The following is a 25743-nucleotide window of genomic DNA, read 5'->3' as shown; positions in this document are numbered from 1 at the left end:
TTTCATAATCACAGGTCTTTGAAAACTGAACAGTATAGATATTAAGCCAGCATATAAAAGTCATTTTAAAATGACACCCAGAAATTTTTTTGATTAAGAGTTTGATCCTGGCTCAGGATGAACGCTGGCGGCGTGCCTAACACATGCAAGTCGAGCGGGCTGACGCTCAACACTGAGAATTCAGTATTTTGTCTAAATAGCCAGCGTCAAGGACGGAAGTATGGAGTCCTTCACGCGTTATTTAAGTGACAACACATGTTGTAAAGTGAACTGAATTTTGAGTGTTGAGCGGAAGCTAGCGGCGGACGGGTGAGTAACGCGTGGGCAACCTGCCCTGTACTGAGGGACAACAACGGGAAACCGTTGCTAATACCTCATAATACCTTTTAAAGGCATCTTTTTAAGGTCAAAGATTTATCGGTACAGGATGGGCCCGCGTCTGATTAGCTAGTTGGTGGGGTAATGGCCCACCAAGGCGACGATCAGTAGCCGACCTGAGAGGGTGATCGGCCACACTGGAACTGAGACACGGTCCAGACTCCTACGGGAGGCAGCAGTGGGGAATATTGCACAATGGGCGAAAGCCTGATGCAGCAACGCCGCGTGAGCGATGAAGGCCTTCGGGTCGTAAAGCTCTGTCCTAAGGGAAGAAATTTGACGGTACCTTGGGAGGAAGCCCCGGCTAACTACGTGCCAGCAGCCGCGGTAATACGTAGGGGGCAAGCGTTATCCGGAATCACTGGGCGTAAAGGGTGCGTAGGCGGTCTTACAAGTCAGGGGTGAAAGGCTACGGCTCAACCGTAGTAAGCCTTTGAAACTGTAGGACTTGAGTGCAGGAGAGGAAAGTGGAATTCCTAGTGTAGCGGTGAAATGCGTAGATATTAGGAGGAACACCAGTGGCGAAGGCGACTTTCTGGACTGTAACTGACGCTGAGGCACGAAAGTGTGGGGAGCAAACAGGATTAGATACCCTGGTAGTCCACACCGTAAACGATGAGTGCTAGGTGTTGGGGGTCAAACCTCAGTGCCGCAGCTAACGCATTAAGCACTCCGCCTGGGGAGTACGCTCGCAAGAGTGAAACTCAAAGGAATTGACGGGGACCCGCACAAGCAGCGGAGCATGTGGTTTAATTCGAAGCAACGCGAAGAACCTTACCTGGACTTGACATCCCTCGGACCACTCCTTAATCGGAGTTTTCCCTTCGGGGACTGAGGAGACAGGTGGTGCATGGTTGTCGTCAGCTCGTGTCGTGAGATGTTGGGTTAAGTCCCGCAACGAGCGCAACCCTTGTCTTTAGTTGCCAGCAGTTCGGCTGGGCACTCTAGAGAGACTGCCGGGGATAACTCGGAGGAAGGTGGGGATGACGTCAAATCATCATGCCCCTTATGTTCAGGGCTACACACGTGCTACAATGGCCGATACAAAGGGCAGCGAAGGAGTAATCTGAAGCCAATCCCATAAAGTCGGTCCCAGTTCGGATTGTGGGCTGAAACTCGCCCACATGAAGTTGGAGTTGCTAGTAATCGCGAATCAGAATGTCGCGGTGAATGCGTTCCCGGGTCTTGTACACACCGCCCGTCACACCATGGGAGTCGGAAGCACCCGAAGCCAGCTATCTAACCGTAAGGAGGAAGCTGTCGAAGGTGAAGTCGATGACTGGGGTGAAGTCGTAACAAGGTAGCCGTATCGGAAGGTGCGGCTGGATCACCTCCTTTCTAAGGAGCTTAGGCTTAAGCTATACTGTTTAGTTTTGAAAGACTTTAAGCAGATGGCCGAAAGTTAAAATAACTTTCGTGGCAGTCCGCTTAGTTAAAAATTCTGGAATTCATAACAATAGTTTTGATGCAATACAAATGAATGGAAGAATTTTTAACATCATAAAAAACCTGGGGGCGTAGCTCAGTTGGGAGAGCACCTGCCTTGCAAGCAGGGGGTCAGGAGTTCGACTCTCCTCGTCTCCACCATTGTTCCTTGAAAACTGCACAATGTTTAAAAGTAAAGCTGAGAATAATACACAGCGTAAGCTGTTGTATGCATCAATTACTCTTTAAGTTAATGTTGATCATTAACTGAACGATTATTAGCATGGTCAAGCTAATAAGGGCAGAGGGTGGATGCCTTGGCACCAGGAGCCGACGAAGGACGTGGTAAGCTGCGATAAGCATCGGGGAGCTGCAAGCAAGCTTTGATCCGGTGATTTCCGAATGGGGAAACCCACTTGAAGTAATGTTCAAGTATCATTTACTGAATCCATAGGTAAATGAAGGTAGACCAGGGGAACTGAAACATCTAAGTACCCTGAGGAAGAGAAAGAAAAATCGATTCCCTTAGTAGCGGCGAGCGAAATGGGATGAGCCCAAACCGATAGGGTTTACTCTATCGGGGTTGCGGACACAGTCTTAAGAAGGCGGCTATTGTAATAGAAGAGGTCTGGAAGGGCCCACCATAGAAGGTAATAGTCCTGTATATGAAACAAGAAGGCCTTTGACTGTGCTCCAGAGTACCACGGGACACGTGAAACCCTGTGGGAAGCTGGGGGGACCACCCCCCAAGGCTAAATACTACCTGGTGACCGATAGCGCATAGTACCGTGAGGGAAAGGTGAAAAGAACCCCGGAAGGGGAGTGAAATAGAACCTGAAACCCTTTGCTTACAAGCTGTGGGAGCACTTTTTATGTGTGACCGCGTACTTTTTGTAGAACGGGCCAACGAGTTATGGTATGAAGCAAGGTTAAGCACTTCAGGTGCGAAGCCGTAGCGAAAGCGAGTCTTAACTGGGCGCTTAGTTTCATGCCATAGACCCGAAACCAGGCGACCTACCCATGGACAGGATGAAGCGGAAGTAAAATTTCGTGGAGGTCCGAACCGATTGACGTTGAAAAGTCACCGGATGAGCTGTGGGTAGCGGTGAAATTCCAATCGAGCTTGGAGATAGCTGGTTCTCGCCGAAATAGCTTTAGGGCTAGCCTCAGGTTTAGAGATGCGGAGGTAGAGCACTGAATGGTCTAGGGGCCTTCACCGGTTACCAAAACCTATCAAACTCCGAATGCCGTTATCTTTTACCTGGGAGTCAGACTGCGAGTGATAAGATCCGTAGTCAAGAGGGAAACAGCCCAGACCATCAGCTAAGGTCCCTAAGTATACGTTAAGTGGAAAAGGATGTGGAGTTGCACAGACAACCAGGATGTTGGCTTAGAAGCAGCCACTCATTTAAAGAGTGCGTAATAGCTCACTGGTCGAGTGATTCTGCGCCGAAAATGTCCGGGGCTCAAACGTATCACCGAAGCTATGGATGCTGACGTAATCATTAGTACTTTTATGATCCAATGCTGACGCATGAGGACATTTAGCGAAAACAAACTTAGCCATCCGCTAGGATTAAATCAATGTTTTCGCCAAATACCTTAAGCTCAAAGCTATTTATGAAAGTAGTAATGATTACGTCAGCGTGGTAGGCGAGCATTCTGTAAGGGTTGAAGCTGTACCGGAAGGAGCAGTGGACTTTACAGAAGAGAGAATGTTGGCATGAGTAACGAGAGGCAGGTGAGAATCCTGCCCGTCGAAAACCTAAGGTTTCCTGAGGAAGGTTCGTCCGCTCAGGGTTAGTCGGGACCTAAGCCGAGGCCGAAGGGCGTAGGCGATGGACAACAGGTTGAGATTCCTGTACCACCTGTAATCGCTTGAGAGATGGGGTGACACAGTAGGATAGGTCATGCGCACCGTTGGTTGTGTGCGTCTAAGCTGGTAGGGAGTTAGGATAGGCAAATCCGTCTTAACATATCCTGAGAAGTGATGGGGAGCGAAATTTAAGTAGCGAACTGATTGATTCCACACTGTCAAGAAAAGCCTCTATCGAGATTATTAGGTGCCCGTACCGCAAACCGACACAGGTAGGTGAGGAGAGAATCCTAAGACGAACGGGAGAACTATTGTTAAGGAACTCGGCAAAATGACCCCGTAACTTCGGGAGAAGGGGTGCCGGAATAGGTGAAGGATTTACTCCGTAAGCCTGATCCGGCCGCAGAGAATAGGCCCAAGCGACTGTTTAGCAAAAACATAGGTCTCTGCTAAGTCGAAAGACGACGTATAGGGGCTGACGCCTGCCCGGTGCTGGAAGGTTAAGGGGAAGTGTTAGGGCAACCAAAGCACAGAACTTAAGCCCCAGTAAACGGCGGCCGTAACTATAACGGTCCTAAGGTAGCGAAATTCCTTGTCGGGTAAGTTCCGACCCGCACGAAAGGCGTAACGATTTGGGCACTGTCTCAACAATAGACCCGGTGAAATTGTAATACCAGTGAAGATGCTGGTTACCCGCGACAGGACGGAAAGACCCCGTGGAGCTTTACTGTAGCTTGACATTGGATTTTGGTACTACATGTACAGGATAGGTGGGAGACTTAGAAGCCAGAACGCCAGTTTTGGTGGAGTCATCCTTGGGATACCACTCTTGTAGTACTGAAGTTCTAACCATAGACCGTGAATCCGGTCTTGGGACACTGTCAGGTGGGCAGTTTGACTGGGGCGGTCGCCTCCTAAAAAGTAACGGAGGCGCCCAAAGGTTCCCTCAGCACGGTCGGAAATCGTGCGTAGAGTGCAAAGGCATAAGGGAGCTTGATTGCGAGACATACAGGTCGAGCAAGGACGAAAGTCGGGCTTAGTGATCCGGTGGTTCCGAGTGGAAGGGCCATCGCTCAACGGATAAAAGCTACCCCGGGGATAACAGGCTTATCTCCCCCAAGAGTCCACATCGACGGGGAGGTTTGGCACCTCGATGTCGGCTCATCACATCCTGGGGCTGTATTAGGTCCCAAGGGTTGGGCTGTTCGCCCATTAAAGTGGTACGCGAGCTGGGTTCAGAACGTCGTGAGACAGTTCGGTCCCTATCCGTCGCGGGCGTAGGAAATTTGAGAGGAGCTGTCCTTAGTACGAGAGGACCGGGATGGACATACCTCTGGTGTACCAGTTGTTCTGCCAAGGGCATCGCTGGGTAGCTATGTATGGCAGGGATAAGTGCTGAAGGCATCTAAGCACGAAGCCCCCCTCAAGATAAGATTTCCCATCCGAAAGGAGTAAGACCCCAGACAGACTATCTGGTTGATAGGTCGGAGGTGTAAGTGCAGTAATGTACTGAGCTGACCGATACTAATAGGTCGAGGGCTTGACCAAAAAATATATTCAGCTTACTTGACATTGTGTGGTTTTGAGGGAATATAAGCAGATGGCCGAAATTTATAATTTTGTGGCAGTCGCTTAGTTAAAAATTAAGTTGCTCATATCCTTAGGTTTATGATATACTAGATGAGCTAATTAATTTTCAACCTCAAAAATTTAATTAAAAAATGCCGTGACAATAGCGAAGGGGTCACACCTGTTCCCATCCCGAACACAGTAGTTAAGCCCTTCTGCGCTGATGGTACTTGGAGGGCAGCCTCCTGGGAGAGTAGGACGTTGCGGCATGAATGTTCCAGAGTAGCTCAATGGTGGAGCACCCGGCTGTTAACCGGTAGGTTGGAGGTTCGAGTCCTCTCTCTGGAGCCAAAGCATGGCCCCTTGGTCAAGCGGTTAAGACACCGCCCTTTCACGGCGGTAACAGGGGTTCGATTCCCCTAGGGGTCACCATCATTTAGATTTGAGAAATGAGAAGTTGGAAGTCAGAAAGAGATTTTATTGGGCGCATAGCTCAGCTGGGAGAGCACCTGCCTTACAAGCAGGGGGTCACAGGTTCGATCCCTGTTGTGCCCACCATATTTGAATTTGTAAACAACATGTATTATGGCCCGGTAGTTCAGTTGGTTAGAATGCCAGCCTGTCACGCTGGAGGTCGAGGGTTCGAGTCCCTTCCGGGTCGCCATATTAATTTAATATGCTGGTGTAGCTCAACTGGTAGAGCAGCTGACTTGTAATCAGCAGGTTGCGGGTTCGAGTCCCATCACCAGCTCCATAAGTGGAGGGATTCCCGAGTGGCCAAAGGGGGCAGACTGTAAATCTGTTGTCGACGACTTCGAAGGTTCGAATCCTTCTCCCTCCACCATTTAAAAATACATGCGGGTGTGGCGGAATTGGCAGACGCACTAGACTTAGGATCTAGCGGGCGACCGTGGGGGTTCAAGTCCCTCCACCCGCACCATAAAAGAAAAATCACTTCGATATATGCGGAAGTGGCTCAGTGGTAGAGCATCGCCTTGCCAAGGCGAGGGTCGCGGGTTCGAGTCCCGTCTTCCGCTCCATTAAATGTGACTCATTAGCTCAGCTGGTAGAGCACCTGACTCTTAATCAGGGTGTCCAGGGTTCGATCCCCTGATGGGTCACCATTTTATTTGCCCAGATAGCTCAGTCGGTAGAGCAGAGGACTGAAAATCCTCGTGTCGGTGGTTCGATTCCGCCTCTGGGCACCAATTTAAAAAGACGCCAACTATAGGCGTTTTTTATTTTTTTGAACTGTAATATTCTCAATAAAAAAATTATAAATTCATATGAACAAGAAAGGCATGGTTAAAATATACCATGCCTTGCCGGCCCAAGGGCGGCTTTTTTTTTATTATCGAATAAAACTTGATAAAAATGGAAATTACTCTAAATACAAAGGAATCATAATCCTTTAATCATAAAGGAAAGGAAGTTATAAAAATGCAAAAAATTGCAGAAGAAAGGTTAATTTCAATTGATTCAGCCTTAGAGATGACTCAGGCGGAAACCGAGGAAGGACATAGGAGCTATATCAATTCCCATTTTGTTACATTACTAAAGCTTTTGGGCCTTAATAAAAAGTTCATAAAGGCTAAAGGAAATAAACTGTGGGATGAAAACCACAGGGTATATCTGGACTTTTTAGGGGCCTATGGAGCCTTAAATCTTGGTCATAATCACGATGGAATTATTGAGAGTCTAAAGCAGGTAATGGAATTACCGAATTTATTACAAACCTCAATCAACGCCATTCCAGTGGCCTTGGCAAAAAATTTGGCTTTAATAGCGCCTGGTGATTTAAAGCATACTTTTTTTTGCAATAGTGGTGCTGAAGCTGTGGAAGGGGCTATTAAACTGGCTAAAATAGCTACGGGTAAAGCGAGAATAATCTATTGCAAAGGCTCCTTCCATGGAAAGTCGATGGGGGCCCTTTCAGTAACAGGAAGAGATAAATATAAAAAATTTTTTAATCCATTAATGCCAATGACTGAACAGGTTATCTATGGAGACCTTTCTAGCCTACAACAGGTAGTTGACAGGTATGATGATATTGCAGCCTTTATTATCGAACCAATCCAGGGAGAAGGAGGGGTAATCCTTCCTCCAAAGGGTTATTTGAAAGAAGCTGCTGACATTTTAAAGACTAAGGGAATTTTACTGATTATAGATGAAGTTCAAACAGGGTTAGGCAGAACTGGTTATTGGTTTGCCTGCCAACAGGAATTAATAGAGCCAGATATTCTTTGCATAGCTAAATCCCTTGGTGGCGGCATTATGCCAATCGGAGCCTATATGGCAACAGAAAAAGTATGGAAGAAAGGATACGGAAGCCTTGACAAATGTCTGCTTCATACCTCTACCTTTGGAGGAAATACATGGGCCTGTGCTGCTGGCATTGCCACTCTGGAGATAATTCAGGAGGAAAATCTCATAAATCAGGCTGCTGAAAAGGGAGAATACTTCCTTGAAAAGCTAAAAAAATTGCAAAAAGAACACGGTTTGATTAAAGAAGTCAGAGGAAGGGGACTCATGATTGGGATCGAATTTAAAGAGCTGGGGAGTAGCTTTATGAGAAAATATATGCCTGGAGAAGATCTTTTAACTGAATACACAGGTGGAATGATTGCCTCTGAACTGCTTAATCAATATCAAATTGTTACAGCTTACACGCTAAATAATCCACAAGTGATTAGGGTGGAGCCTCCTTTAATCGTCTCCTATGAGGAAATAGACTATTTTATAAATAGTTTAAAAAGCATACTACAAAAAAGGCTCAGCTTGACAGGAATGACCCTGCAATCTGGAAAGAATCTTTTCAATTCCCTGACCAAGGGGGTGAAATAATGGACCGGTTTGCATTTTTAATACATCCCATTCATATTAATGATATCTACCGAAAGTATAAATTATTAAAGTATCTTCCAGAGGCCCTTGTAGAAAAAATTATTGAAAAAATCCCGCCCTCACCGGTTTCCTCCATTAACAATTTAAGCAGTGCTGAAAAGCAGGCGGAGGGTTGGTTTATCGGAGTACCCCTTACATCGAAACAGATGCTGGCATTACCAGAGGACCAGGTGATTAATAAAATCATCAAGGCTGGAAAAATCGCTGAAGAATTGGGCGCCCAAATATTAGGACTAGGAGCCTTTACATCCATTGTAGGGGATGCAGGAATCAGCATTGCCAAGGCTTTAAATATTCCCGTAACCACAGGAAATACCTATACCGTTGCAGCGGCCTATGAAGCCACAAGGGAGGCCTGCCGATTGCTTGGAAGGAAGCTGTCTGATTGCGTAGTAGCAGTTATTGGAGCCAACGGATCAATTGGCAAGGTCTGCGCCGAACTGGCATGTCGTGAAGCGACCGAAATTCATTTAATAGGCAGGAATATTCACCAGCTTAATCAGCTTAAGGATCAATTAGAAAAAAAATATTTAAATAAGCATATCTATGTTAATACCAGTATCAAACAGGGAATTGAAAACGCTGATGTTGTTATTACCGTCACCAGTAGTGTTCATGAGATTATCGAACCGGAATTTATTAAAACCGGTGCTGTTGTTTGTGATGTTGCAAGACCAAGGGATGTTTCCAGGCAGGTACAAGAAAAGAGAAAGGATGTTTTAGTCATTGAGGGTGGTGTGATCGAAGTACCAAAGGGAACCAATTTTGGTTTTAATTTTGGTTTTCCGCCTGGTCTGGCCTATGCATGTATGGCAGAAACTATGATATTGGCACTAGAGCAAAAATATGAGTGCTATAGCCTGGGGAGAGAAATAGAACTAGAAAAGGTTGATGAAATAAAAGGACTGGCCCAGAAGCATGGCTTCCGGCTTGCAGGTTTAAGGAGCTTTGAGCGGGTGGTCGATAAGGCCCATATTGAAAAGGTGATTAAAAACATAGACCTTGCTGTAAAGCAGGGGAGTTAAATTTAAGAAAATAAGGATCATTGAGTGATAAAACCCATGATCCTTATTTTGTATCAACAAGGTTGGTAGGTCGCTCTGCTACTTAAAATACTACATTGGAATTTTATCAATCCTGCTTTATAAAGGAATCCTTAATAAAATCGATAAAAATTTTAGAGGCATTAGATAAATATCTATTCCTTTTCCAGACCAGACCAATGGGAATATGAATAGTTTGTTTTAAGGAGCGACCGATAACTCGATCATCATTTTCTATAATCTCCTTTAGCAATAGTGAAATTCCAATCCCCTTCGATACAACACTCTTGATGGTTTCCAATTGATTGGATGATAAAATGACATTGGGTTTGATTCCACAGCTGTTAAAGTAATCCATTATTTTTTTTCGATGATAAAAGCCCTCTTTGAGCATAATCATCGGTTCATCCTTTATATCTTCCATACTTAGCTGTGGCTTTTCGCATAGGGGATGGTACTTATTCAAGCATACCAGCATTTCACTTTTCAACAGTAATAGACTTTCCAGAGAATTAGCAGATTCAGGTAAAATAATAATAGCCAGATTAAGCTCTTCATTTTCAACCATTCTAGTGGTTGTAAGGGAGCCCTCCTCTACAATGACCAGTTCAATTTCAGGATAACAGTTTTTAAAGGAAACAAAAATTTTAGGAAACAAAAAAGTACCGATCATTGGTGGAACGCCGATTTTCAAGGTTCCTTTTTTCAAATCCTTATAGTCCTGCATTTCAGCCAGGGTGTCCTCCATTGAATTTAAAATGCCCTCTACATGCTCCAGAAAAAATTGCCCTTCAGGGGTAAGTCGCAATTGCTTTTTGCTACGATCGAAAAGCCTGACTCCCAGCTCTTCTTCAAGGTTTTTGATCGAGTTAGTTATAGAGGGCTGAGATACATGAAGCTTTTCTGCCGCCCGGGTAATCGTATTTAATTGACAAACCGTTCTAAAATATTGAAGCTGCCTAAATTCCATTCCATATCCTCCTACCATAGCTTAAAACTATTATATCATAGAAAAAATATAATATTAATTTATAGGTTGTTTTGATATGATATATTTATCCATAGAAAATGAAACTTTATATCATTAGAGCGAAATTTTGATATTATCAAATATCAAGCACAAAGACTTTAAACATGATGAATAACATTGGGAGTGGCAAAGAAAAAGTAAAAGGAGGAAGTATAATGTTAGATTATCAGAGCTTGTCCCTTAAAATTCATGAAGAAAAAAAGGGGAAATTATCGATTGAGAGCAAGGTAAAGATTGAAAACAAGGATGATTTAAGCTTGGCCTATACCCCTGGGGTGGCAGAGCCCTGCAAGCTGATTCATGAAAATAAAGAAAACGTATACAAATATACAGCCAAGGGTAATCTGGTTGCAGTTGTAACCGATGGTACCGCCGTATTGGGTTTAGGTGATATTGGGCCCGAGGCTGGCATGCCCGTTATGGAAGGGAAGGCGGTTTTGTTTAAGGCCTTTGCAGGGGTTGATGCCTTTCCAATTTGTCTGGATACCAAGGACGTTGATGAGATTGTGGAAACCGTTAAAAGAATTGCGCCTACCTTTGGAGGGATTAATCTTGAAGATATTTCTGCACCCAGATGCATAGAAATAGAGGAGCGCCTGAAAAAAGAATTGGATATTCCGGTCTTTCATGATGACCAGCATGGTACGGCCATTGTAGTATCGGCAGGGCTTATCAATGCATTAAAGCTTGTTAAAAAGAGTATTAAAGATGTCAATATTGTTGTTAACGGTGCTGGTGCTGCAGGCAGTGCCATTGTAAGGATGCTGATTGCATTAGGTGCAGCCAATATTATTGTTTGTGATAAAGAGGGAATCCTTTACAGGGATTCAGAGGCCAACAACAACTGGCTTAAGGTTCAACTGGCTGAAATCACCAATAGACAGGGAAAACAAGGTGCCCTAAGGGATGCTATGAAGGGGGCCGATGTATTTATAGGCGTATCTGCTGGAAACATTGTGGATGAAGAAATGGTGGCCAGCATGAATCCAAATGCCATCGTATTTGCCATGGCCAATCCCATTCCGGAAATTATGCCTGATTTAGCAATTAAGGCAGGGGCCAAAATTGTAGGGACGGGTAGATCAGATTTCCCCAATCAGGTTAATAATGTTTTGGCCTTCCCGGGAATATTCAGGGGTGCTTTGGATGTCAGGGCAGCTGATATCAATGATGATATGAAGGTTGCTGCTGCCTATGCCATTGCTAGTATGATACCAGAGCAAGATTTAAAAGAAGATTATGTTATACCCGATGCCCTGGATAAAAGGGTTGCTGAGGAAGTCGCCAAGGCAGTGGCCGAGGCAGCTAAGCGGTCAGGGGTCGCCAGGATTTAGATTTTTTTCAATGCATTTAGCGATTGCTAGAAATTAAAAATGGGCTGTCTTTTAAAGACAGCCTATTTTATTCCACTATATAATGTTTTTAATTTCCTCTTCCTTTTCCTGACCCTCCATTCTCTTCAAGGCTCTGATGGTTAAGGGTAATGTAAAGAGATTAATGAAGCCTTCTGCATCCTGTTGATTATATACTTCATCTTCTCCGAAGGTTACAAATTCTTCGTTGTATAGGGAATAAGGAGACGAAGTGCCCACAGCTAGGCAGGTTCCCTTATACAGCTTTAGCCTTACCAGCCCACTAACATATTCCTGGGTGCTATCAACAAATTGATCAAGGGCCTCCTTTAAAGGCGTAAACCATAGCCCATCATATACCAATTGGGCATATTTTTCTGCAACGATCTTTTTAAAATTCAAAGTTGCACGATCCAGTGTCAGTTTTTCAAGGGCCTTATGGGCCTGGAACAAAATTGTTCCCCCTGGGGTTTCATAGACGCCCCTTGATTTCATTCCCACCAGACGGTTCTCAACAATATCAATTACACCGATTCCATTGGCACCGCCAATTTCATTTAAGTAGGCAATCATATCAACAGGATTATATTTTACACCATCAATTGCTACAGGAATGCCCTTTTCAAATTGAATCTCCACATAGGTGGGTTCATCAGGGGCATCCTCTGGAGCGGTAGTCATTTTATAAATACTGCTGTCATGTTCATTCCATGGATCCTCAAGATTTCCGCCTTCATGGCTTAGATGCCAGATATTTTGATCACGGCTGTAGATATCCTTCTTTGTAACAGGAATCGGAATATTATTTTTTAAGGCATAGTCAATACAATCTTCCCTGGATTTCAGGTTCCATACTCTCCAGGGGGCAATTATTTTAAGCTTAGGATTCATTGCCTTGATGGTAGCTTCAAAGCGTACCTGATCATTTCCTTTTCCTGTGGCACCATGGGCAATTGCAACGGCCCCCTCCTTCTCAGCGATTTCAACTAGTTTTTTTGCAATTAAAGGTCTGGCAAAGGAGGTACCAAGTAAATAATCATCCTCATAAACCGCATGGGCCTTTAGAGTAGGAAAAATATAGTCGGTAACAAACTCTTCCCTTACATCCACGACATAGGCCTTAATAGCACCTGTAGAAAGGGCCTTCTCTTTAACTATGCTTAAATCCTCCCCCTGACCTACATCAACACATACTGCTATAACATCATACTGATAAGTATTTTCCAACCATTTTAGAATGACCGATGTATCTAAACCACCAGAATAGGCCAACACGACTTTTTCATTCTGCATAATTTTTCCCTCCAAATAATCATCTTATAAATAATATTATAAAAGGATGTGTATAAATATGCAATCATTTTTTGATATATTTATTCAAAAATATTTTCAAATTATATTTTGCGTATTCTGGATAAGCAAGGATCAATACCAAATTTAAAATTTATTAGTGAGGAAAATTAAATATTCAACATTTACGTATAAATAGTCATCAAATCTTATTCAATGACATAAATATTCAATCACCATTTTTATAATTTGGAATACCCTATAATAATAAATAATGTTTTGGAGGTGCTAAAATGTCGTTGCCAAAGGATAAAAGAAATAGCCTGCTGTTCTTTTTTCTTTTATTAGCAATTATACTAATAAATAGTGGCCTTTTTAACAAAGATGACACGAGCCTATTATTTTTCTATTTAATTTTGGTGATATTATTTACCCGGTTTTATGCTGGTTAATAAAATAACAAACCCACTCTACTATAAAATTACTTATTTTCAAGGGTAGCGAAAAAATGATATATTAATTTGGAATTTAATCCCATAAACTCATCTGTTGGGATTATTTTTTTTATAAAAAATACTGTTAAATTTTAAATTTATAATAATAGATTATGGTTTTTGAGAAGTACATTTAATATTTAAATTAGATGTGTTTCAATTTAGCGCAGTTGTACAATAATAAAACTATAAAATGCACCAAAAGGGAACAAGAGAGGACTGTTGATTATTTAACAATAAAGAGAATATTCTGAAAAAACCGCTTTCTGGTTGATTTTCATAAACTGGCATACGTATTGCTTTAAAGGGAGGTGAATTAAAAAAAATTAAGGAGGAATAACGATGGAAATTGCAGATCAAGTATTTGGTTATTTTATGCCTACAGTAAATTTAATGGGCCCCGGTTCAGTAAAGCAGGCTGGCCAGCAGGCAAAGGGACTGGGAGCGACAAGAGCATTAATTGTAACCGATTCAGGTCTTTTTAAGATGGGAACTGCTGATCAGGTAAAGAATATAATTGAAGATTCGGGACTTAGTGCAGTTATTTTTCCAGGCGCCCAGCCCAACCCTACTGATACAAATGTTCATGATGGTTTAAGGGTATTTAAGGAGGAAAAGTGTGATTTAATTGTTTCCCTGGGGGGAGGATCAGCCCATGACTGTGCCAAGGGAATTGGTATTGTGGCGGGAAATGGAGGCCATATACGGGACTATGAAGGAATTGATAAAAGCACAAAGCCAATGATTCCATTAATCGCGATTAATACTACTGCAGGTACAGCCAGTGAAATGACCCGTTTCTGTATTATAACCAATACCAATACCCATGTGAAAATGGCCATTGTTGATTGGCGATGTACAGCCACTGTATCCATTAATGATCCTGTATTAATGATTAAGATGCCGGCTTCCTTAACTGCCGCCACAGGAATGGATGCCCTAACCCATTCTGTTGAAGCCTATATGTCTACAGCTGCTACCCCCCTGACAGATTCTGCTGCACTAATGTCCATCAAACTGATCGGGGAAAATCTGCGGCAGGCTGTAGCCAATGGAGAAAATTTTGAGGCAAGGAACAATATGGCCTATGCTCAATTTCTTGCCGGCATGGCATTTAACAATGCCAGTCTGGGTTATGTCCATGCCATGGCCCATCAATTAGGAGGGTTTTACGATTTGCCCCATGGTGTCTGCAATGCCATCCTATTGCCCCACGTAGAACGGTTTAATCTGATCAGCAACCCCAACCGCCTGGCAGATATCGCCCAGGCCCTGGGGGAAAATATTACAGGGCTTTCTGTTAGGGATGCCGCCGAAAAGGCCTTGGACGCCATAGTCAGGCTTTCAAAGGATATCGGAATCCCACGAGGGTTAAAGGAATTGGGTGTCAAAGAAGAAGACTTGAAAATTATGTCACAAAATGCCATGAAGGATGCCTGCAGCCTAACAAACCCAAGAAAAGCATCCTTAGATGACATCATCCAGATCTTTAAAGATGCCATATAATCGTAATCTTAATAAAAGAAGAAGTCCATTGGTTATTGCCAATGGACTTCTTGCTTACTGTATAAATTATGGATTTAAATAATTGTATACTTTTTTAATTAAACAATAATATAGCAGATGTGGGGAATGCTGATAATAAGTGTGAAGATATCATTAAAAAATCATTAAAATAAAGGTAGACCATTTAAGTAAAAGAGAAATTATAGTAAACTATTACTAGTGGGTATTTGCTGTTATTGTAACAATACTTAATTTATTAAAAAATAATTAAAAATATGAATATAATTTCCTATCTTTTAGGAAAGGATTTTATTTGAAAGTAGGGAAATATAAAGATATGGAATGATTTTAAATTATAAGGCCAAGAGGTGTTGAGCGTGCAGCAATTAATAGAGCTATTTAGATATATAGGTATAAAAGATATTGTTGATATGGCCATTGTAGCCTTTGTTTTTTATAAGCTGTATATGCTGATTCGAGAAACCAGAGCAGAGCAGCTGATAAAGGGAATCCTGGTATTATTAATTGCAACGCAGGTAAGCGAATGGCTTCAATTACATGTCATCAACTGGATTTTGCGAAATACCATTCAGGTTGGGGTCATTGCCCTTTTAATTGTGTTTCAGCCAGAGCTCAGACGGGCTCTGGAATACATCGGAAGAACCAAGTTTTTGACGAAATCAATTGTTGATATTGAAGATGAGGAAATCAAAATGACTGCCGATGAGGTAACAGAGGCCGTTGCATCTCTATCAAGACAAAAAATTGGCGCATTAATCGTTATAGAACGGGAAATAGGCTTAAATGAGGTGCTGGAAACGGGAACCAAGATCAATGGGAAAATTTCAAGGGGTCTGCTAATTAATATTTTTATCCCCAATACACCGCTCCATGATGGTGCAGCCATCATTAGAAAAACTGAAATTATGGCAGCCGGTTGTCTATTGCCTTTGACTGAAAATACCAATTTAAGCAAGGAGCTTGGTACTAGACACCGGGCCGCCATTGGCATATCAGAGCGTTCCGATGCCCTGGTGGTGGTGGTTTCGGAGGAAACAGGGGCCATTTCAGTTGCTGAATATGGGAAGCTGAGCCGCTTCCTGGATGTAGAGGCCCTCAGAGGAATGCTGATGGATGCCTTTAAGACAGAGGAAAATCCCCAGTGGCAATTTATTAAGTTGAAATGGAGGCAGAAGGATGAATAATTTCTTTAATCGTAATCTAACCGCCAAAATTATTTCGATACTTTTTGCCTTGGTAATGTGGACCTATGTAATGGGGGAAATTAATCCTCCGGTTACTCAATCTTTTAATGATGTACCGGTTCAGCTGGAAAATCTGGATCTTTTAAAGGAGCAGGGCCTGGTGATGGTGGGAAATACAGAGCACAACATACGAGTTGTTATCAAAGGAAGAAGGGATGAGGTTTATAGTATCTCAAAGGAAGACATTAAGGCTTCAATAGATTTGTTAGGTTACCGGATAGGAACCAATACCATTCCTGTAGAAATTAATAGCTTTGCCAATATAGAAATTGATTTTTCACCAAAAACAATCCGGGTGGAGCTTGAGGAAGTGATTCGGCGACAGAAGGAGGTTGACCTGGTCATTTCTGGAAAGCCAAAGAGTGGGTATGTATTGAACGAGGCCCAGTTTAAGCCCACCATGGTTTCGGTAGAGGGGCCAGAGAGCTTTGTTAATACCGTAGATCGAGTGGTGGCAAGGCTAGAGGTAGGGGAAGCCTCAGAAAATATCGTTGCCAGCCTCCCGCTGAAGGCAGTTAATCAAAAGGGGCAAGAAATTACAGCAGTAGATGTTAAGACTGGCTATATTGACGTCTATTTACCCATAGACAGGCTTAAAACAGTTAAAATTGAACCTAATATTAATGCTGTGGCAGCTCCGGGCTATGTAATCAGTAAGATAGAGATAAAACCCAATCAGATTGCCATAAGGGGCCAGGATGAGGTGATTTCCGGCTTAACAGCAATTGAAACGGAGACTTTGAATTTTAACAATTTAACCCAAAATCTGGAGCAGGAAATAAGCTTTAAGCTGCCAGAGGGAGTTGTATTATTTGATGAAGAGCCAGTTACCTTGAAAATTGAAGTAAAGCCAGCAGTAGAAAAAAGCTTTACCTTAAACCGATCTAATGTTACCTTCCAGGGCTTGGAGGAAGGGCTAGCTGTAGATCCCACGTCAATTCCTGAAGAAATAACCCTTAAAATGGTTTTAGCAGAGGACTTGTCTGATTCCATTAAAGAATCAGATATTGAATTAGTGTTGGATTTAGCAGAATTAGATGAAGGAGAACACCAAATTGTACCCCAAGTGACCATTGATGGAATCACTTCAGAGCAGTTAAAAAGTACTACCATCGAGCCAGGCAGCTTCAATATTCGCATTATTCCAGAAACCTAATACAAGCATCAGATAGATTGAGGTGGTAGCATGAAGAAGGAATTAGATGTTATATTAAGCAGTACCCATGATGCCATGATTGCAGTGGATATAAAGGGAAAAATTACGCTGTTTAATCGGGCAGCTGAAAAATTAACAGGTCTTACAGAAAGCCAGGTGATGGGTCAGCCTATTGAAAAATATATTAGCAGCACCAGGCTGCCCTATATTTTAAAAACAGGGGAGGCTGAATTAAATCAGAAGCAGCCCCTGGGCAATACTTATATTATTACCAGTCGGTTGCCTGTAAAGGATGAGCAGGGTAAGGTTATTGGAGCAGTGGCGGTTTTTCGTGATATCAGCGAAATAATCGATTTGAATGATCAGATTTATGAGCTAAAGGAAATGCAGAGCTTGCTGGAGGCGGTTTTTAATTCCACCCAGGATGCCATCACGGTATGTAATGAAAAAGGCCTTCATGTACTGATTAATCCAGCCTATAGCCGTTTGACAGGGCTAAATCAAAGTGAAATCATTGGAAAGCCCGCCGCTACAGATATATTTGAGGGAGAAAGCATACACATGCAGGTTTTGCAAACCAAAAAACCGGTGAAATCGGCCCGCTTAAAAGTAGGCCCCCATGCCCGGGAAGTACTGGCCGATGCGGCGCCATTAATAGTGGATGGCGAGCTTAAGGGAAGTGTAGGCGTTTTACATGATGTGACAGAAATTAAAAAACTGAATAATGAGCTGATGCAGGCAAAGCAGATTATACGAAAGCTCGAGGCCAGATATACCTTTGATGATATTATCGCCAAGGATGAAGGGATGCTGGCGGCCATTGAAAAGGCCAAGGAGGCAGCTCTAACCCCTGTGGCGGTTTTGCTTAGAGGAGAAAGCGGTACTGGTAAGGAGCTTTTTGCCCATGCAATTCACAATCTTTCAAAACGAAAGTATAATCAATTTGTCAGGGTGAACTGTGCCGCCATTAGTGAATCTCTGTTGGAAAGCGAGCTGTTTGGCTATGAGGAGGGGGCCTTTACGGGAGCCAGGAAGGGTGGTAAGATTGGCTTGTTTGAAGAGGCCCATGGGGGGACCATTTTTCTGGATGAAATTGGTGAAATTCCTTTAAGTACTCAGGTGAAGCTCCTTCGGGTATTACAAGAAAAGGAGATTATACGAGTAGGGGGAACCAGTCCTATCAGTATCGATGTGAGGGTTATTGCAGCAACCAATTTACCCCTTGAAAAGGCTATTGAAAATGGGAAGTTTAGAGAAGACCTGTATTATCGGTTAAATGTATTTCCTATTTTCATTCCTCCCTTAAGAAAAAGAAAAAAGGATATTTATCCCTTGGTTCTTCATCTCATTGATAAATTCAATCAGGAATTTGGGCGAAACGGGTCGGATATTTCACCAGAAGCCCTGGAGAAGCTAATGGATTACGATTGGCCCGGGAATGTACGGGAGCTGCAAAATTATATAGGTAGAGCCATCATTAATTTAAAATACCATGAACAGGTGATTACCAAGGATCAGCTTCCTAAATTCTTTGATAATGATCGGGAGATCCTTTCCAATGCTTTAAAGAGTAATCCGAGCTATTTCCAGGAGGAAAAGCTAACATTAAAGGCGGCCATAGAAGCAATGGAAAAAAATCTGATACTGGAATGTCTTAGAAAAAATAATGGCAATCGAACAGCCGCTGCCAGGGAATTGGATATATCGTTGCGCAACTTATATTATAAGATGGAGAAATATAAAATAGAACAATCATGAAAAAAGTTGCATAGAACCATGCAGCTTTTTTCATGCAAAACTTTGCATACAATTAGTTAATTGGATATTAGTGCTATAAGAAACTGTATTTTCCAAGAATCATTATTGAAATTTCAACAAAAAACAATTTTCAATCGAGCAAATAATTTGGCATAGCTTTTGCAATGCTAATAATAGCAGATTTCGTAAACAATTGCTTTTCATAATTAGGTAAGAATGGCATCATGAATTTCATATCGAGATGAGGTGAATCAAATGAAAGAATATGTTCTGGTGATAAACCCCGGTTCAACCTCAACCAAGGTTGCTATATTCAAAGACGAAGATAATATTTTACAGGCGAATTTAAACCATTCCCCAACAGAATTGGAGAAATTTAAGAGTGTATCAGAGCAATATGACCTGAGAAAAGAAATTATTTTAAAGTGGATGAATGAAAACGATTTCCAGTCAGGCCAGCTTAAGGCTGTGGTTGGTCGAGGCGGTTTATTAAGACCAATGCCAGGGGGAACCTATGTGGTGACAGAGGCCATGTTAAAGGATCTAAAAACAGGATACCAGGGGGAGCATGCTTCCAACCTGGGTGGTCTGATTGCCAAATCCATTGCAGAGCTGGCAGGGGTAGAGGCTTTCATTGTAGACCCTGTAGCAGTGGATGAATTTGAGCTTGTAGCCCGGATTTCTGGACTACCTCAAATTGAAAGAAGATCCCTGGGGCATGCCCTGAATATTAAGGCCGTTGCTCATCGGGCTGCTGCCAGCTTGGGTAAGGGTTTAGATGAAATTAATTTGATCGTGGCCCATTTGGGTGGGGGCATTTCAGTTGCTCCGGTAAAGCAGGGCAAGCTGGTGGATTATAATAATGCCAATGAAATGGGACCCTTTTCCCCCGAAAGAACCGGGGGGCTGCCGGTGGGCGATTTGGCAAAGCTATGTTTTTCAGGTAAATATACTGCCGATGAAATGAAGCGAAAGCTCAGGGGCAAAGGTGGCTTAGCGGCCTATACAGGGAAAAATGATGCCCGTGATGTTGAAAAGCTCATCGAGGCTGGGGATGAAAGGGCAAAGCTTGTTTATCTTGCCATGGCTTATCAAATTGCAAAGGAAATCGCCTCAATGGCAACAGTGCTAAAGGGTAAGGTGGATGTCATTGTCTTAACCGGTGGTTTAGCCTATTCCAAAATGCTAATGGAAGCAATTATTGAGAGAGTTGCCTTTATTGCCCCCATAAAGATTTATCCAGGGGAGGATGAAATGAAGGCATTAAATGAAGGTGCCCTAAGGGTGCTTTCAGGGCAGGAAAAAGCAAAGATCTATGAAAAAGAGGTGGAAATTAATGATTAAGAACTTTAAAGAGGTTATGGAAATTGCCCGTCAAAGAGGGCCAAAGGTCATTTCCGTTGCCTGTGCTCAAGACCAGGAGGTACTGCTGGCGGTCAATGCAGCTAAAAAAGAAGGAATTGCCGATGCAATTCTGGTAGGAGATCAAGAACAGATTACTAGCATTGCCAAAGAATTAAAAATAGATGTAAATCAATTTGAAATTATTGATATTAAAGATCTGGCGGAAGCATCATTAAAGGCTGTTGAGCTGGTTTCCAGCGGTAGAGCCCATATGGTTATGAAGGGGCTGGTAGATACCTCTATTATCCTGAAGGCCGTTTTGAATCAGGAGGTAGGTCTTAGAACAGGGAATGTGTTAAGCCATGTAGCTGTCTTTGATGTAGCTGGCTACGACAGGCTATTTTTGGTAACCGATGCCGCCATGAACATAGATCCAGATCTTCCAACTAAAAAACAGATTATTGAAAATGCAGTAGAGGTAGCTAAGGCACTGGATATAGAAATACCCAAGGTAGGGGTAATCTGTGCTAAAGAAAAGCCCAATCCTAAAATGCCTGATACAATGGATGCCCAGGCCCTTGAAGAAATGAATCAAAAGGGAGAAATTATAGGCTGTGTTGTGGGGGGGCCCTTTGCCCTAGACAATGCAATTTCAGTGGAAGCAGCCAAACATAAAGGAATTGACCATCCGGTCGCAGGCTATGCCGATATTTTACTTGCTCCAGATATCGAGGCGGGTAATGTATTATATAAATCCATGGTGTTTTTTGCAAAGGCTAAAAATGCAGGAGTGATTGTGGGTGCCAAGGCTCCGGTGGTATTGACCTCTAGGGCCGATAGCGATGAAGCCAAGCTTTACTCCATAGCCCTGGGTGTTCTCTGTGCAGCTAAGCTATTTCAATAGAAACGATTATAGAGAGGTGGATTCAAAGGTGAGTGAAGTATATCGTATATTAACAATTAATCCTGGTTCAACATCGACTAAAATTGCCATATTTGATAATGAAAAACCAGTATTTGAGGAAGTATTAAGACATTCCAATGAGGAAATCGCTAAATATGAAAAAATCTTTGATCAATACGAATTCAGAAAAAAGGTTATTCTTGAGGCCCTAAATGAAAAGGGAATGAACCTGACTAAGCTGGCGGCCGTGGTAGGCCGGGGCGGTTTGTTAAAGCCCATTGCTGGAGGCACCTACGAAGTAAATGAAGCCATGCTGGAGGATTTAAAGGTTGGTGTTTTAGGAGAGCATGCCTCTAATTTAGGGGGCGTTATCGCCTATGAAATTGCCAATCAGTTAAATATCCCTGCCTATATTGTAGACCCCGTTGTGGTGGATGAAATGAATGATATTGCACGAATATCTGGAATGCCTGAATTAGAGAGGAAGAGTATCTTCCATGCTCTGAATCAGAAGGCGGTGGCAAGAAGAGCTGCCAAGGAAGCAGGGAAAAAATATGAAGATATGAATTTCATTGTTGCCCACTTAGGCGGCGGAATCTCTGTTGGAGCCCATGAAAAGGGACGGGTCATTGATGTAAATAATGCCCTAGACGGTGAAGGACCCTTTTCGCCGGAAAGAGCAGGAGGACTACCGGTGGGTGATTTGGCCAAGCTTTGTTATTCAGAGAAATACACCCATGCTGATATTAAGAAAATGATCAAGGGAAATGGCGGTTTAGTAGCCTACCTGGGCACCAATGATGCCAGGGATGTTGTTAAGATGATTGAAGAAGGCAATACTAAAGCTGAGTTGATTTATAAAGCTATGGCCTACCAGGTTTCCAAGGAAATCGGTGCCTGTGCAGCAGTATTGAAGGGTAAGGTAGATGGTATCATTTTAACCGGCGGAATTGCCTACGATAAAGATTTTACCCAATGGATCAAGGAAAGTGTAGAATTCATCTCTGAGGTAATTATCTATCCAGGAGAGGATGAAATGATCGCCCTGGCAGAGGGAGGATTAAGGGTCCTTCGCAATGAAGAAGAACCCAAGTCATATCAATAAAGGTGATGTTTATGCTAAATGATAAACGAATCAGAATCATCATCGGCCATTATGGCAGCGGCAAAACAGAATTTGCTGTAAATTATGCCATTAATCTGGCAAAGGAACAGAAAAAGGTGGCTTTGGCAGACCTGGACGTGGTTAATCCATATTTTCGAAGCCGTGAAAAGCATCAATTACTGGAGCAATACGGTATTAAGGTGATTTCCAGCTATGTCAAGGGCTCGGGCTCAGATTTGCCTTCAGTCACGGCAGATGTATTGGGTCCCCTGCAGGATCAAAGCTGTCATGTGGTGCTGGATGTCGGGGGCGACTCCATGGGTGCCCGAACCTTGGGGCGTTATCGAGAATATTTTACCGGTGATGATTATGACATGTTCTGTGTCATCAATGGGAATCGGCCCGAAACCCAGGAGCTTAATGGTGTAATAAAACACATTACCACCATTGAAGGAGCAGCCCGGGCCCGGGTGACAGGGTTAGTCAACAATACCCATCTATTAAGGCATACGACGGTAGAAGAGGTCTTAAAGGGGCAAGGGCTGTGTAAAGAGGTTTCTGGTGCATTGAATATTCCCATTAAATATGTAGCTGTACTGGAAGAACTGATAAATCAGCTTCCCTATGATCTTGAGGGATCAATTATGCCAGTAAAAATGATCATGCGGGAAGACTGGATGTAATACTGCCGGAGACTTTGGTCGATGAAGGCTTTTGTTTCACCTATACTTTGAAGGAGGGTTGTAAAATGGCTAAAAGAAGAGGACTTGTAAAGTTTGAAGAAAATCGCTGTAAAGGGTGTGAGCTTTGTACAACTGTTTGTCCTGTCAATATTGTTAAAATGAACAAAGATAGAATCAATGTAAAGGGGTATCATCCTGCCTCAGTTGATGAAATGGAAAAATGTATTGCCTGTACAAACTGTGCCACAATTTGTCCTGATGCAGTAATCACAATTGAAACAGTTGAAGAAAAATAATAGATAAATTTTGTAAGGAGGGAAACAGATGGCGAAAGTATTAATGAAGGGTAACGAAGCAATTGGTGCTGCTGCAATTAAGGCAGGCTGTAAGTATTTCTTCGGATATCCCATTACACCCCAAAATGAATTACCTGAATTTATGGCTAGAGAATTACCTAAAATAGATGGTGTTTTTGTTCAAGCTGAATCAGAGGTGGCTGCCATTAACATGATTTATGGAGCCGCCGGTACCGGAGCAAGGGTAATGACCTCTTCATCTTCACCAGGAATGGCCCTGAAGCAAGAAGGAATTTCCTATATTGCAGGAGCAGAGTTACCCTGCGTTATTGTCAATATCAGTAGAGGGGGCCCAGGGCTAGGAGGAATTCAGCCTTCCCAGGCAGACTATTTCCAATCCACCAGAGGGGGCGGAAATGGTGATTATCGACACCTGGTATATGCACCAGCTACCCTACAGGAGGCTGTGGATTTAACCATGGAGGCCTTTAATGTAGCTGATTATTACAGAAACCCGGTAATTGTTTTGGGCGACGGTATGATTGGTCAAATGATGGAGCCTGTAGAATTTAATGAGCCGACAAAAAGAGAGCTTCCTCCAAAGGATTGGGCCACTACAGGAACAGAAGGAAAACGTAATCCTAATATTATTAATTCCTTGGCCCTGGATCCAGCAGAATTGGAAAAACACAACTGGAAGCTTGAGGCAAAATATAAGGAAATGGAAGAAAAAGAAGTTCGATACGAAATGTACAAAATGGATGAAGCAGAAATGGTATTGGTGGCCTATGGCACCACTTCAAGAATTGTTAAAAATGCCATTGATGCCTTAGAAAAGGATGGTATCAAGGTAGGGCTAATTCGACCCATAACCCTATGGCCCTTCCCTAACAAGGCCTTTGAACAGATTCCGGCCACAGCAAAGGCGGTTATGTCTGTTGAAATGAGTACAGGCCAAATGATTGACGATGTTAAGATTGCAGTTAACGGCAAGCTGCCTGTTCACTTCTATGGTAGAACCGGCGGAATGATTCCGACTCCTGAAGCAATCATAGATAAGGTGAAGGAAATTTTAGGGGGTGCAAAATAATGGCAGTTGTATTCAAAAAGACAGAAGGTTTAACCGATAAGCAATTTCACTATTGTCCTGGATGTACCCATGGAATTATTCATAGATTGGTAGCAGAGGTTTTAGAGGAATTGGGTGTTTTAGGAAAAGCCATCGGAGTGGCTCCCGTAGGCTGTTCAGTATTGGCCTATGACTATTTTAACTGTGATATGCACGAGGCAGCCCATGGTCGAGCACCGGCTGTAGCCACCGGAATTAAAAGAGTATTGCCAGACAATGTGGTCTTTACCTATCAAGGAGACGGAGACCTGGCATCCATCGGAACAGCGGAAATTATCCATGCCGCCCATCGTGGCGAAAAAATCACTACGATCTTTGTCAATAATGCCATTTATGGTATGACAGGGGGACAAATGGCGCCTACAACCCTAATCGGGCAAAAAGCCACTACAGCACCTCAAGGTAGAAGTGCTGCTCATTCTGGTATGCCCTTAAGGATGTCAGAAATGCTGGCTACAATTGATGGTGCGGTCTTTGTAGAAAGGGTTACCGTACACAACGTTCCAGGGATCAGAAAGGCTAAAAAGGCAATCAGAAAAGCCTTTGAGGTTCAATTGGAAGGCAAGGGCTTTGGTATTGTAGAGGTACTTTCCACTTGTCCTACTAACTGGGGCTTAACTCCTGTGGAATCGTTGAAATGGTTAGAAGAAAATATGATTCCTTATTATCCATTAGGAAATTTTCGAACACCAGAGGAGGGAAAATAATATGATGACTGAAAAAATTATTATGGCTGGCTTCGGAGGTCAGGGCGTTATGTCTATGGGTCAGCTCTTAACCTACGCTGGTATGATTGAAAACAAGCAGGTATCCTGGTTACCCTCCTATGGACCAGAGATGAGGGGAGGAACAGCCAACTGTGCCGTAATCGTATCCAGCACTCCGGTGGGATCACCCATTATTACGGAGGATGCCACTGCTGCCATCATTATGAATCTTCCCTCATTGGTAAAATTCGAGCAAAATATTGTATCCGGTGGTAAGCTTCTAATCAACAGCTCATTAATCGACCAAAAAACCAGCAGAGATGATGTTGAGGCCTACTATATTCCAGCCAATGAAATTGCCAATGACCTTGGCAATAGCCGTGTGGCCAACATGGTAATGCTGGGAGCCTATTTAGAGCTAACTAAGGCAGTCGAAGTAGAATCTGTTATTGAAGCCTTTAAAAAGGTATATGGGGAAGGTAAGGCCCACCTGATTCCTTTAAATAAGGAAGCCCTTGAAAGAGGTGCACAAGAGGTTAGAAAGTAAAAGTTCAATATAATGAAAGCATACAAAAAGAGCATGGTTGTC

At 42.9% G+C, this 25743-nt stretch carries 17 protein-coding genes, 11 tRNA genes and 3 rRNA genes; 29 read left to right on the top strand and 2 right to left on the bottom strand.

All coding sequences use genetic code 11. The features are described from left to right. Positions 1 to 89: 89 nt before the first annotated feature. From ACYQ1I_RS03485 to ACYQ1I_RS03410, 16 genes are all read left to right on the top strand, one after another. Positions 90 to 1716, top strand: a 16S ribosomal RNA gene (locus ACYQ1I_RS03485). A gap of 173 nt (positions 1717 to 1889) precedes the next feature. Beyond that, positions 1890 to 1965, top strand: a tRNA-Ala gene (locus ACYQ1I_RS03480). A 123-nt stretch (positions 1966 to 2088) separates the two neighbouring features. Beyond that, positions 2089 to 5167, top strand: a 23S ribosomal RNA gene (locus ACYQ1I_RS03475). Positions 5168 to 5341: 174 nt separating this feature from the next. Continuing rightward, positions 5342 to 5458, top strand: a 5S ribosomal RNA gene (gene rrf, locus ACYQ1I_RS03470). The 16S, 23S and 5S rRNA genes sit together here with 11 tRNA genes alongside, the layout of an rRNA operon. A 6-nt stretch (positions 5459 to 5464) precedes the next feature. Further along, positions 5465 to 5539: transfer RNA gene (locus tag ACYQ1I_RS03465), tRNA-Asn, on the top strand. A 6-nt stretch (positions 5540 to 5545) separates the two neighbouring features. Then, positions 5546 to 5620, top strand: a tRNA-Glu gene (locus ACYQ1I_RS03460). 50 nt (positions 5621 to 5670) lie between these two features. Next, positions 5671 to 5746: transfer RNA gene (locus tag ACYQ1I_RS03455), tRNA-Val, on the top strand. A gap of 29 nt (positions 5747 to 5775) precedes the next feature. Continuing rightward, positions 5776 to 5852: transfer RNA gene (locus tag ACYQ1I_RS03450), tRNA-Asp, on the top strand. A gap of 14 nt (positions 5853 to 5866) precedes the next feature. Beyond that, a tRNA-Thr gene (locus ACYQ1I_RS03445) sits at positions 5867 to 5942 on the top strand. A 5-nt stretch (positions 5943 to 5947) separates the two neighbouring features. Beyond that, positions 5948 to 6032, top strand: a tRNA-Tyr gene (locus ACYQ1I_RS03440). A gap of 13 nt (positions 6033 to 6045) precedes the next feature. Further along, positions 6046 to 6128 (top strand) — tRNA-Leu (locus ACYQ1I_RS03435). 25 nt (positions 6129 to 6153) lie between these two features. After that, a tRNA-Gly gene (locus ACYQ1I_RS03430) sits at positions 6154 to 6228 on the top strand. 8 nt (positions 6229 to 6236) lie between these two features. Then, positions 6237 to 6312 (top strand) — tRNA-Lys (locus tag ACYQ1I_RS03425). A gap of 8 nt (positions 6313 to 6320) precedes the next feature. Then, positions 6321 to 6396 (top strand) — tRNA-Phe (locus ACYQ1I_RS03420). Between the two features lie 232 nt (positions 6397 to 6628). Then, on the top strand, positions 6629 to 8032 hold the full coding sequence (locus tag ACYQ1I_RS03415) for an aspartate aminotransferase family protein (RefSeq protein ID WP_459762483.1): 1404 nt from the start codon (positions 6629 to 6631) through the stop codon (positions 8030 to 8032). Further along, positions 8032 to 9117, top strand: a complete 1086-nt coding sequence (locus tag ACYQ1I_RS03410) for a shikimate dehydrogenase (protein WP_459762481.1) — start codon at positions 8032 to 8034, stop codon at positions 9115 to 9117. Before ACYQ1I_RS03415 ends, ACYQ1I_RS03410 begins: the two co-directional genes overlap by 1 nt. A gap of 106 nt (positions 9118 to 9223) precedes the next feature. On the opposite strand, the gene ACYQ1I_RS03405 is transcribed toward ACYQ1I_RS03410, so the two are convergent. Beyond that, the gene (locus ACYQ1I_RS03405) at positions 9224 to 10105 is read right to left on the bottom strand and encodes a LysR family transcriptional regulator (RefSeq protein WP_459762479.1); all 882 of its coding nucleotides are present in this window, start codon (positions 10103 to 10105) and stop codon (positions 9224 to 9226) included. 215 nt (positions 10106 to 10320) lie between these two features. On the opposite strand from ACYQ1I_RS03405, the gene ACYQ1I_RS03400 reads away from it, so the two are divergent. Further along, positions 10321 to 11499, top strand: coding sequence for an NAD(P)-dependent malic enzyme (locus ACYQ1I_RS03400; protein ID WP_459762477.1), 1179 nt, complete (start codon positions 10321 to 10323; stop codon positions 11497 to 11499). Positions 11500 to 11574: 75 nt separating this feature from the next. Here the strand turns inward: ACYQ1I_RS03400 and ACYQ1I_RS03395 are convergent, their stop codons facing one another. Further along, the gene (locus ACYQ1I_RS03395; RefSeq protein ID WP_459762475.1) at positions 11575 to 12810 is read right to left on the bottom strand and encodes an argininosuccinate synthase; all 1236 of its coding nucleotides are present in this window, start codon (positions 12808 to 12810) and stop codon (positions 11575 to 11577) included. Positions 12811 to 13643: 833 nt separating this feature from the next. Here ACYQ1I_RS03395 and ACYQ1I_RS03390 point away from each other — a divergent pair. The 12 genes from ACYQ1I_RS03390 to ACYQ1I_RS03335 all read left to right on the top strand — a co-directional run bounded on the left by ACYQ1I_RS03390 (position 13644) and on the right by ACYQ1I_RS03335 (position 25701). Continuing rightward, complete coding sequence (locus ACYQ1I_RS03390) at positions 13644 to 14807, top strand: iron-containing alcohol dehydrogenase (protein ID WP_459762473.1); 1164 nt, start codon at positions 13644 to 13646, stop codon at positions 14805 to 14807. Between the two features lie 377 nt (positions 14808 to 15184). Continuing rightward, on the top strand, positions 15185 to 16012 hold the full coding sequence (gene cdaA / locus ACYQ1I_RS03385) for a diadenylate cyclase CdaA (RefSeq protein ID WP_459762471.1): 828 nt from the start codon (positions 15185 to 15187) through the stop codon (positions 16010 to 16012). Continuing rightward, the gene (locus tag ACYQ1I_RS03380) at positions 16005 to 17228 is read left to right on the top strand and encodes a CdaR family protein (protein ID WP_459762469.1); all 1224 of its coding nucleotides are present in this window, start codon (positions 16005 to 16007) and stop codon (positions 17226 to 17228) included. Before cdaA ends, ACYQ1I_RS03380 begins: the two co-directional genes overlap by 8 nt. Before the next feature lie 30 nt (positions 17229 to 17258). Beyond that, positions 17259 to 18986 (top strand): sigma 54-interacting transcriptional regulator, encoded by a 1728-nt coding sequence (locus ACYQ1I_RS03375; RefSeq protein ID WP_459762467.1) that lies wholly within the window; start codon positions 17259 to 17261, stop codon positions 18984 to 18986. 255 nt (positions 18987 to 19241) lie between these two features. Beyond that, complete coding sequence (gene buk, locus ACYQ1I_RS03370; RefSeq protein ID WP_459762465.1) at positions 19242 to 20330, top strand: butyrate kinase; 1089 nt, start codon at positions 19242 to 19244, stop codon at positions 20328 to 20330. Beyond that, positions 20323 to 21234: a phosphate butyryltransferase gene (gene ptb, locus ACYQ1I_RS03365; protein ID WP_459762463.1), complete on the top strand. Its 912-nt coding sequence runs from the start codon at positions 20323 to 20325 to the stop codon at positions 21232 to 21234. Before buk (ACYQ1I_RS03370) ends, ptb begins: the two co-directional genes overlap by 8 nt. Positions 21235 to 21262: 28 nt before the next feature. Further along, positions 21263 to 22339, top strand: coding sequence for a butyrate kinase (gene buk, locus ACYQ1I_RS03360; RefSeq protein WP_459762461.1), 1077 nt, complete (start codon positions 21263 to 21265; stop codon positions 22337 to 22339). Positions 22340 to 22350: 11 nt separating this feature from the next. Then, a complete protein-coding gene (locus ACYQ1I_RS03355) occupies positions 22351 to 23022 on the top strand; it encodes a nucleotide-binding protein (protein ID WP_459762459.1) in 672 nt (223 codons plus the stop codon). Positions 23023 to 23087: 65 nt separating this feature from the next. Beyond that, entirely contained in the window at positions 23088 to 23318 is a 231-nt protein-coding gene (locus ACYQ1I_RS03350) for a 4Fe-4S dicluster domain-containing protein (protein ID WP_459762457.1), read from the top strand. 28 nt (positions 23319 to 23346) lie between these two features. Beyond that, on the top strand, positions 23347 to 24408 hold the full coding sequence (locus tag ACYQ1I_RS03345) for a 3-methyl-2-oxobutanoate dehydrogenase subunit VorB (RefSeq protein ID WP_459762455.1): 1062 nt from the start codon (positions 23347 to 23349) through the stop codon (positions 24406 to 24408). Further along, positions 24408 to 25154 (top strand): thiamine pyrophosphate-dependent enzyme, encoded by a 747-nt coding sequence (locus tag ACYQ1I_RS03340; protein WP_459762453.1) that lies wholly within the window; start codon positions 24408 to 24410, stop codon positions 25152 to 25154. The genes ACYQ1I_RS03345 and ACYQ1I_RS03340 overlap by 1 nt, the downstream gene beginning before the upstream one ends. 1 nt (position 25155) lies before the next feature. After that, a complete protein-coding gene (locus tag ACYQ1I_RS03335; RefSeq protein WP_459762451.1) occupies positions 25156 to 25701 on the top strand; it encodes a 2-oxoacid:ferredoxin oxidoreductase subunit gamma family protein in 546 nt (181 codons plus the stop codon). The last annotated feature ends 42 nt before the right edge of the window (positions 25702 to 25743 follow it).

This window comes from Alkaliphilus crotonatoxidans (assembly GCF_054658015.1).
The sequence above is the reverse complement of the archived record's forward strand: the minus strand, read 5'-3'. Positions and strand labels throughout refer to the sequence as shown.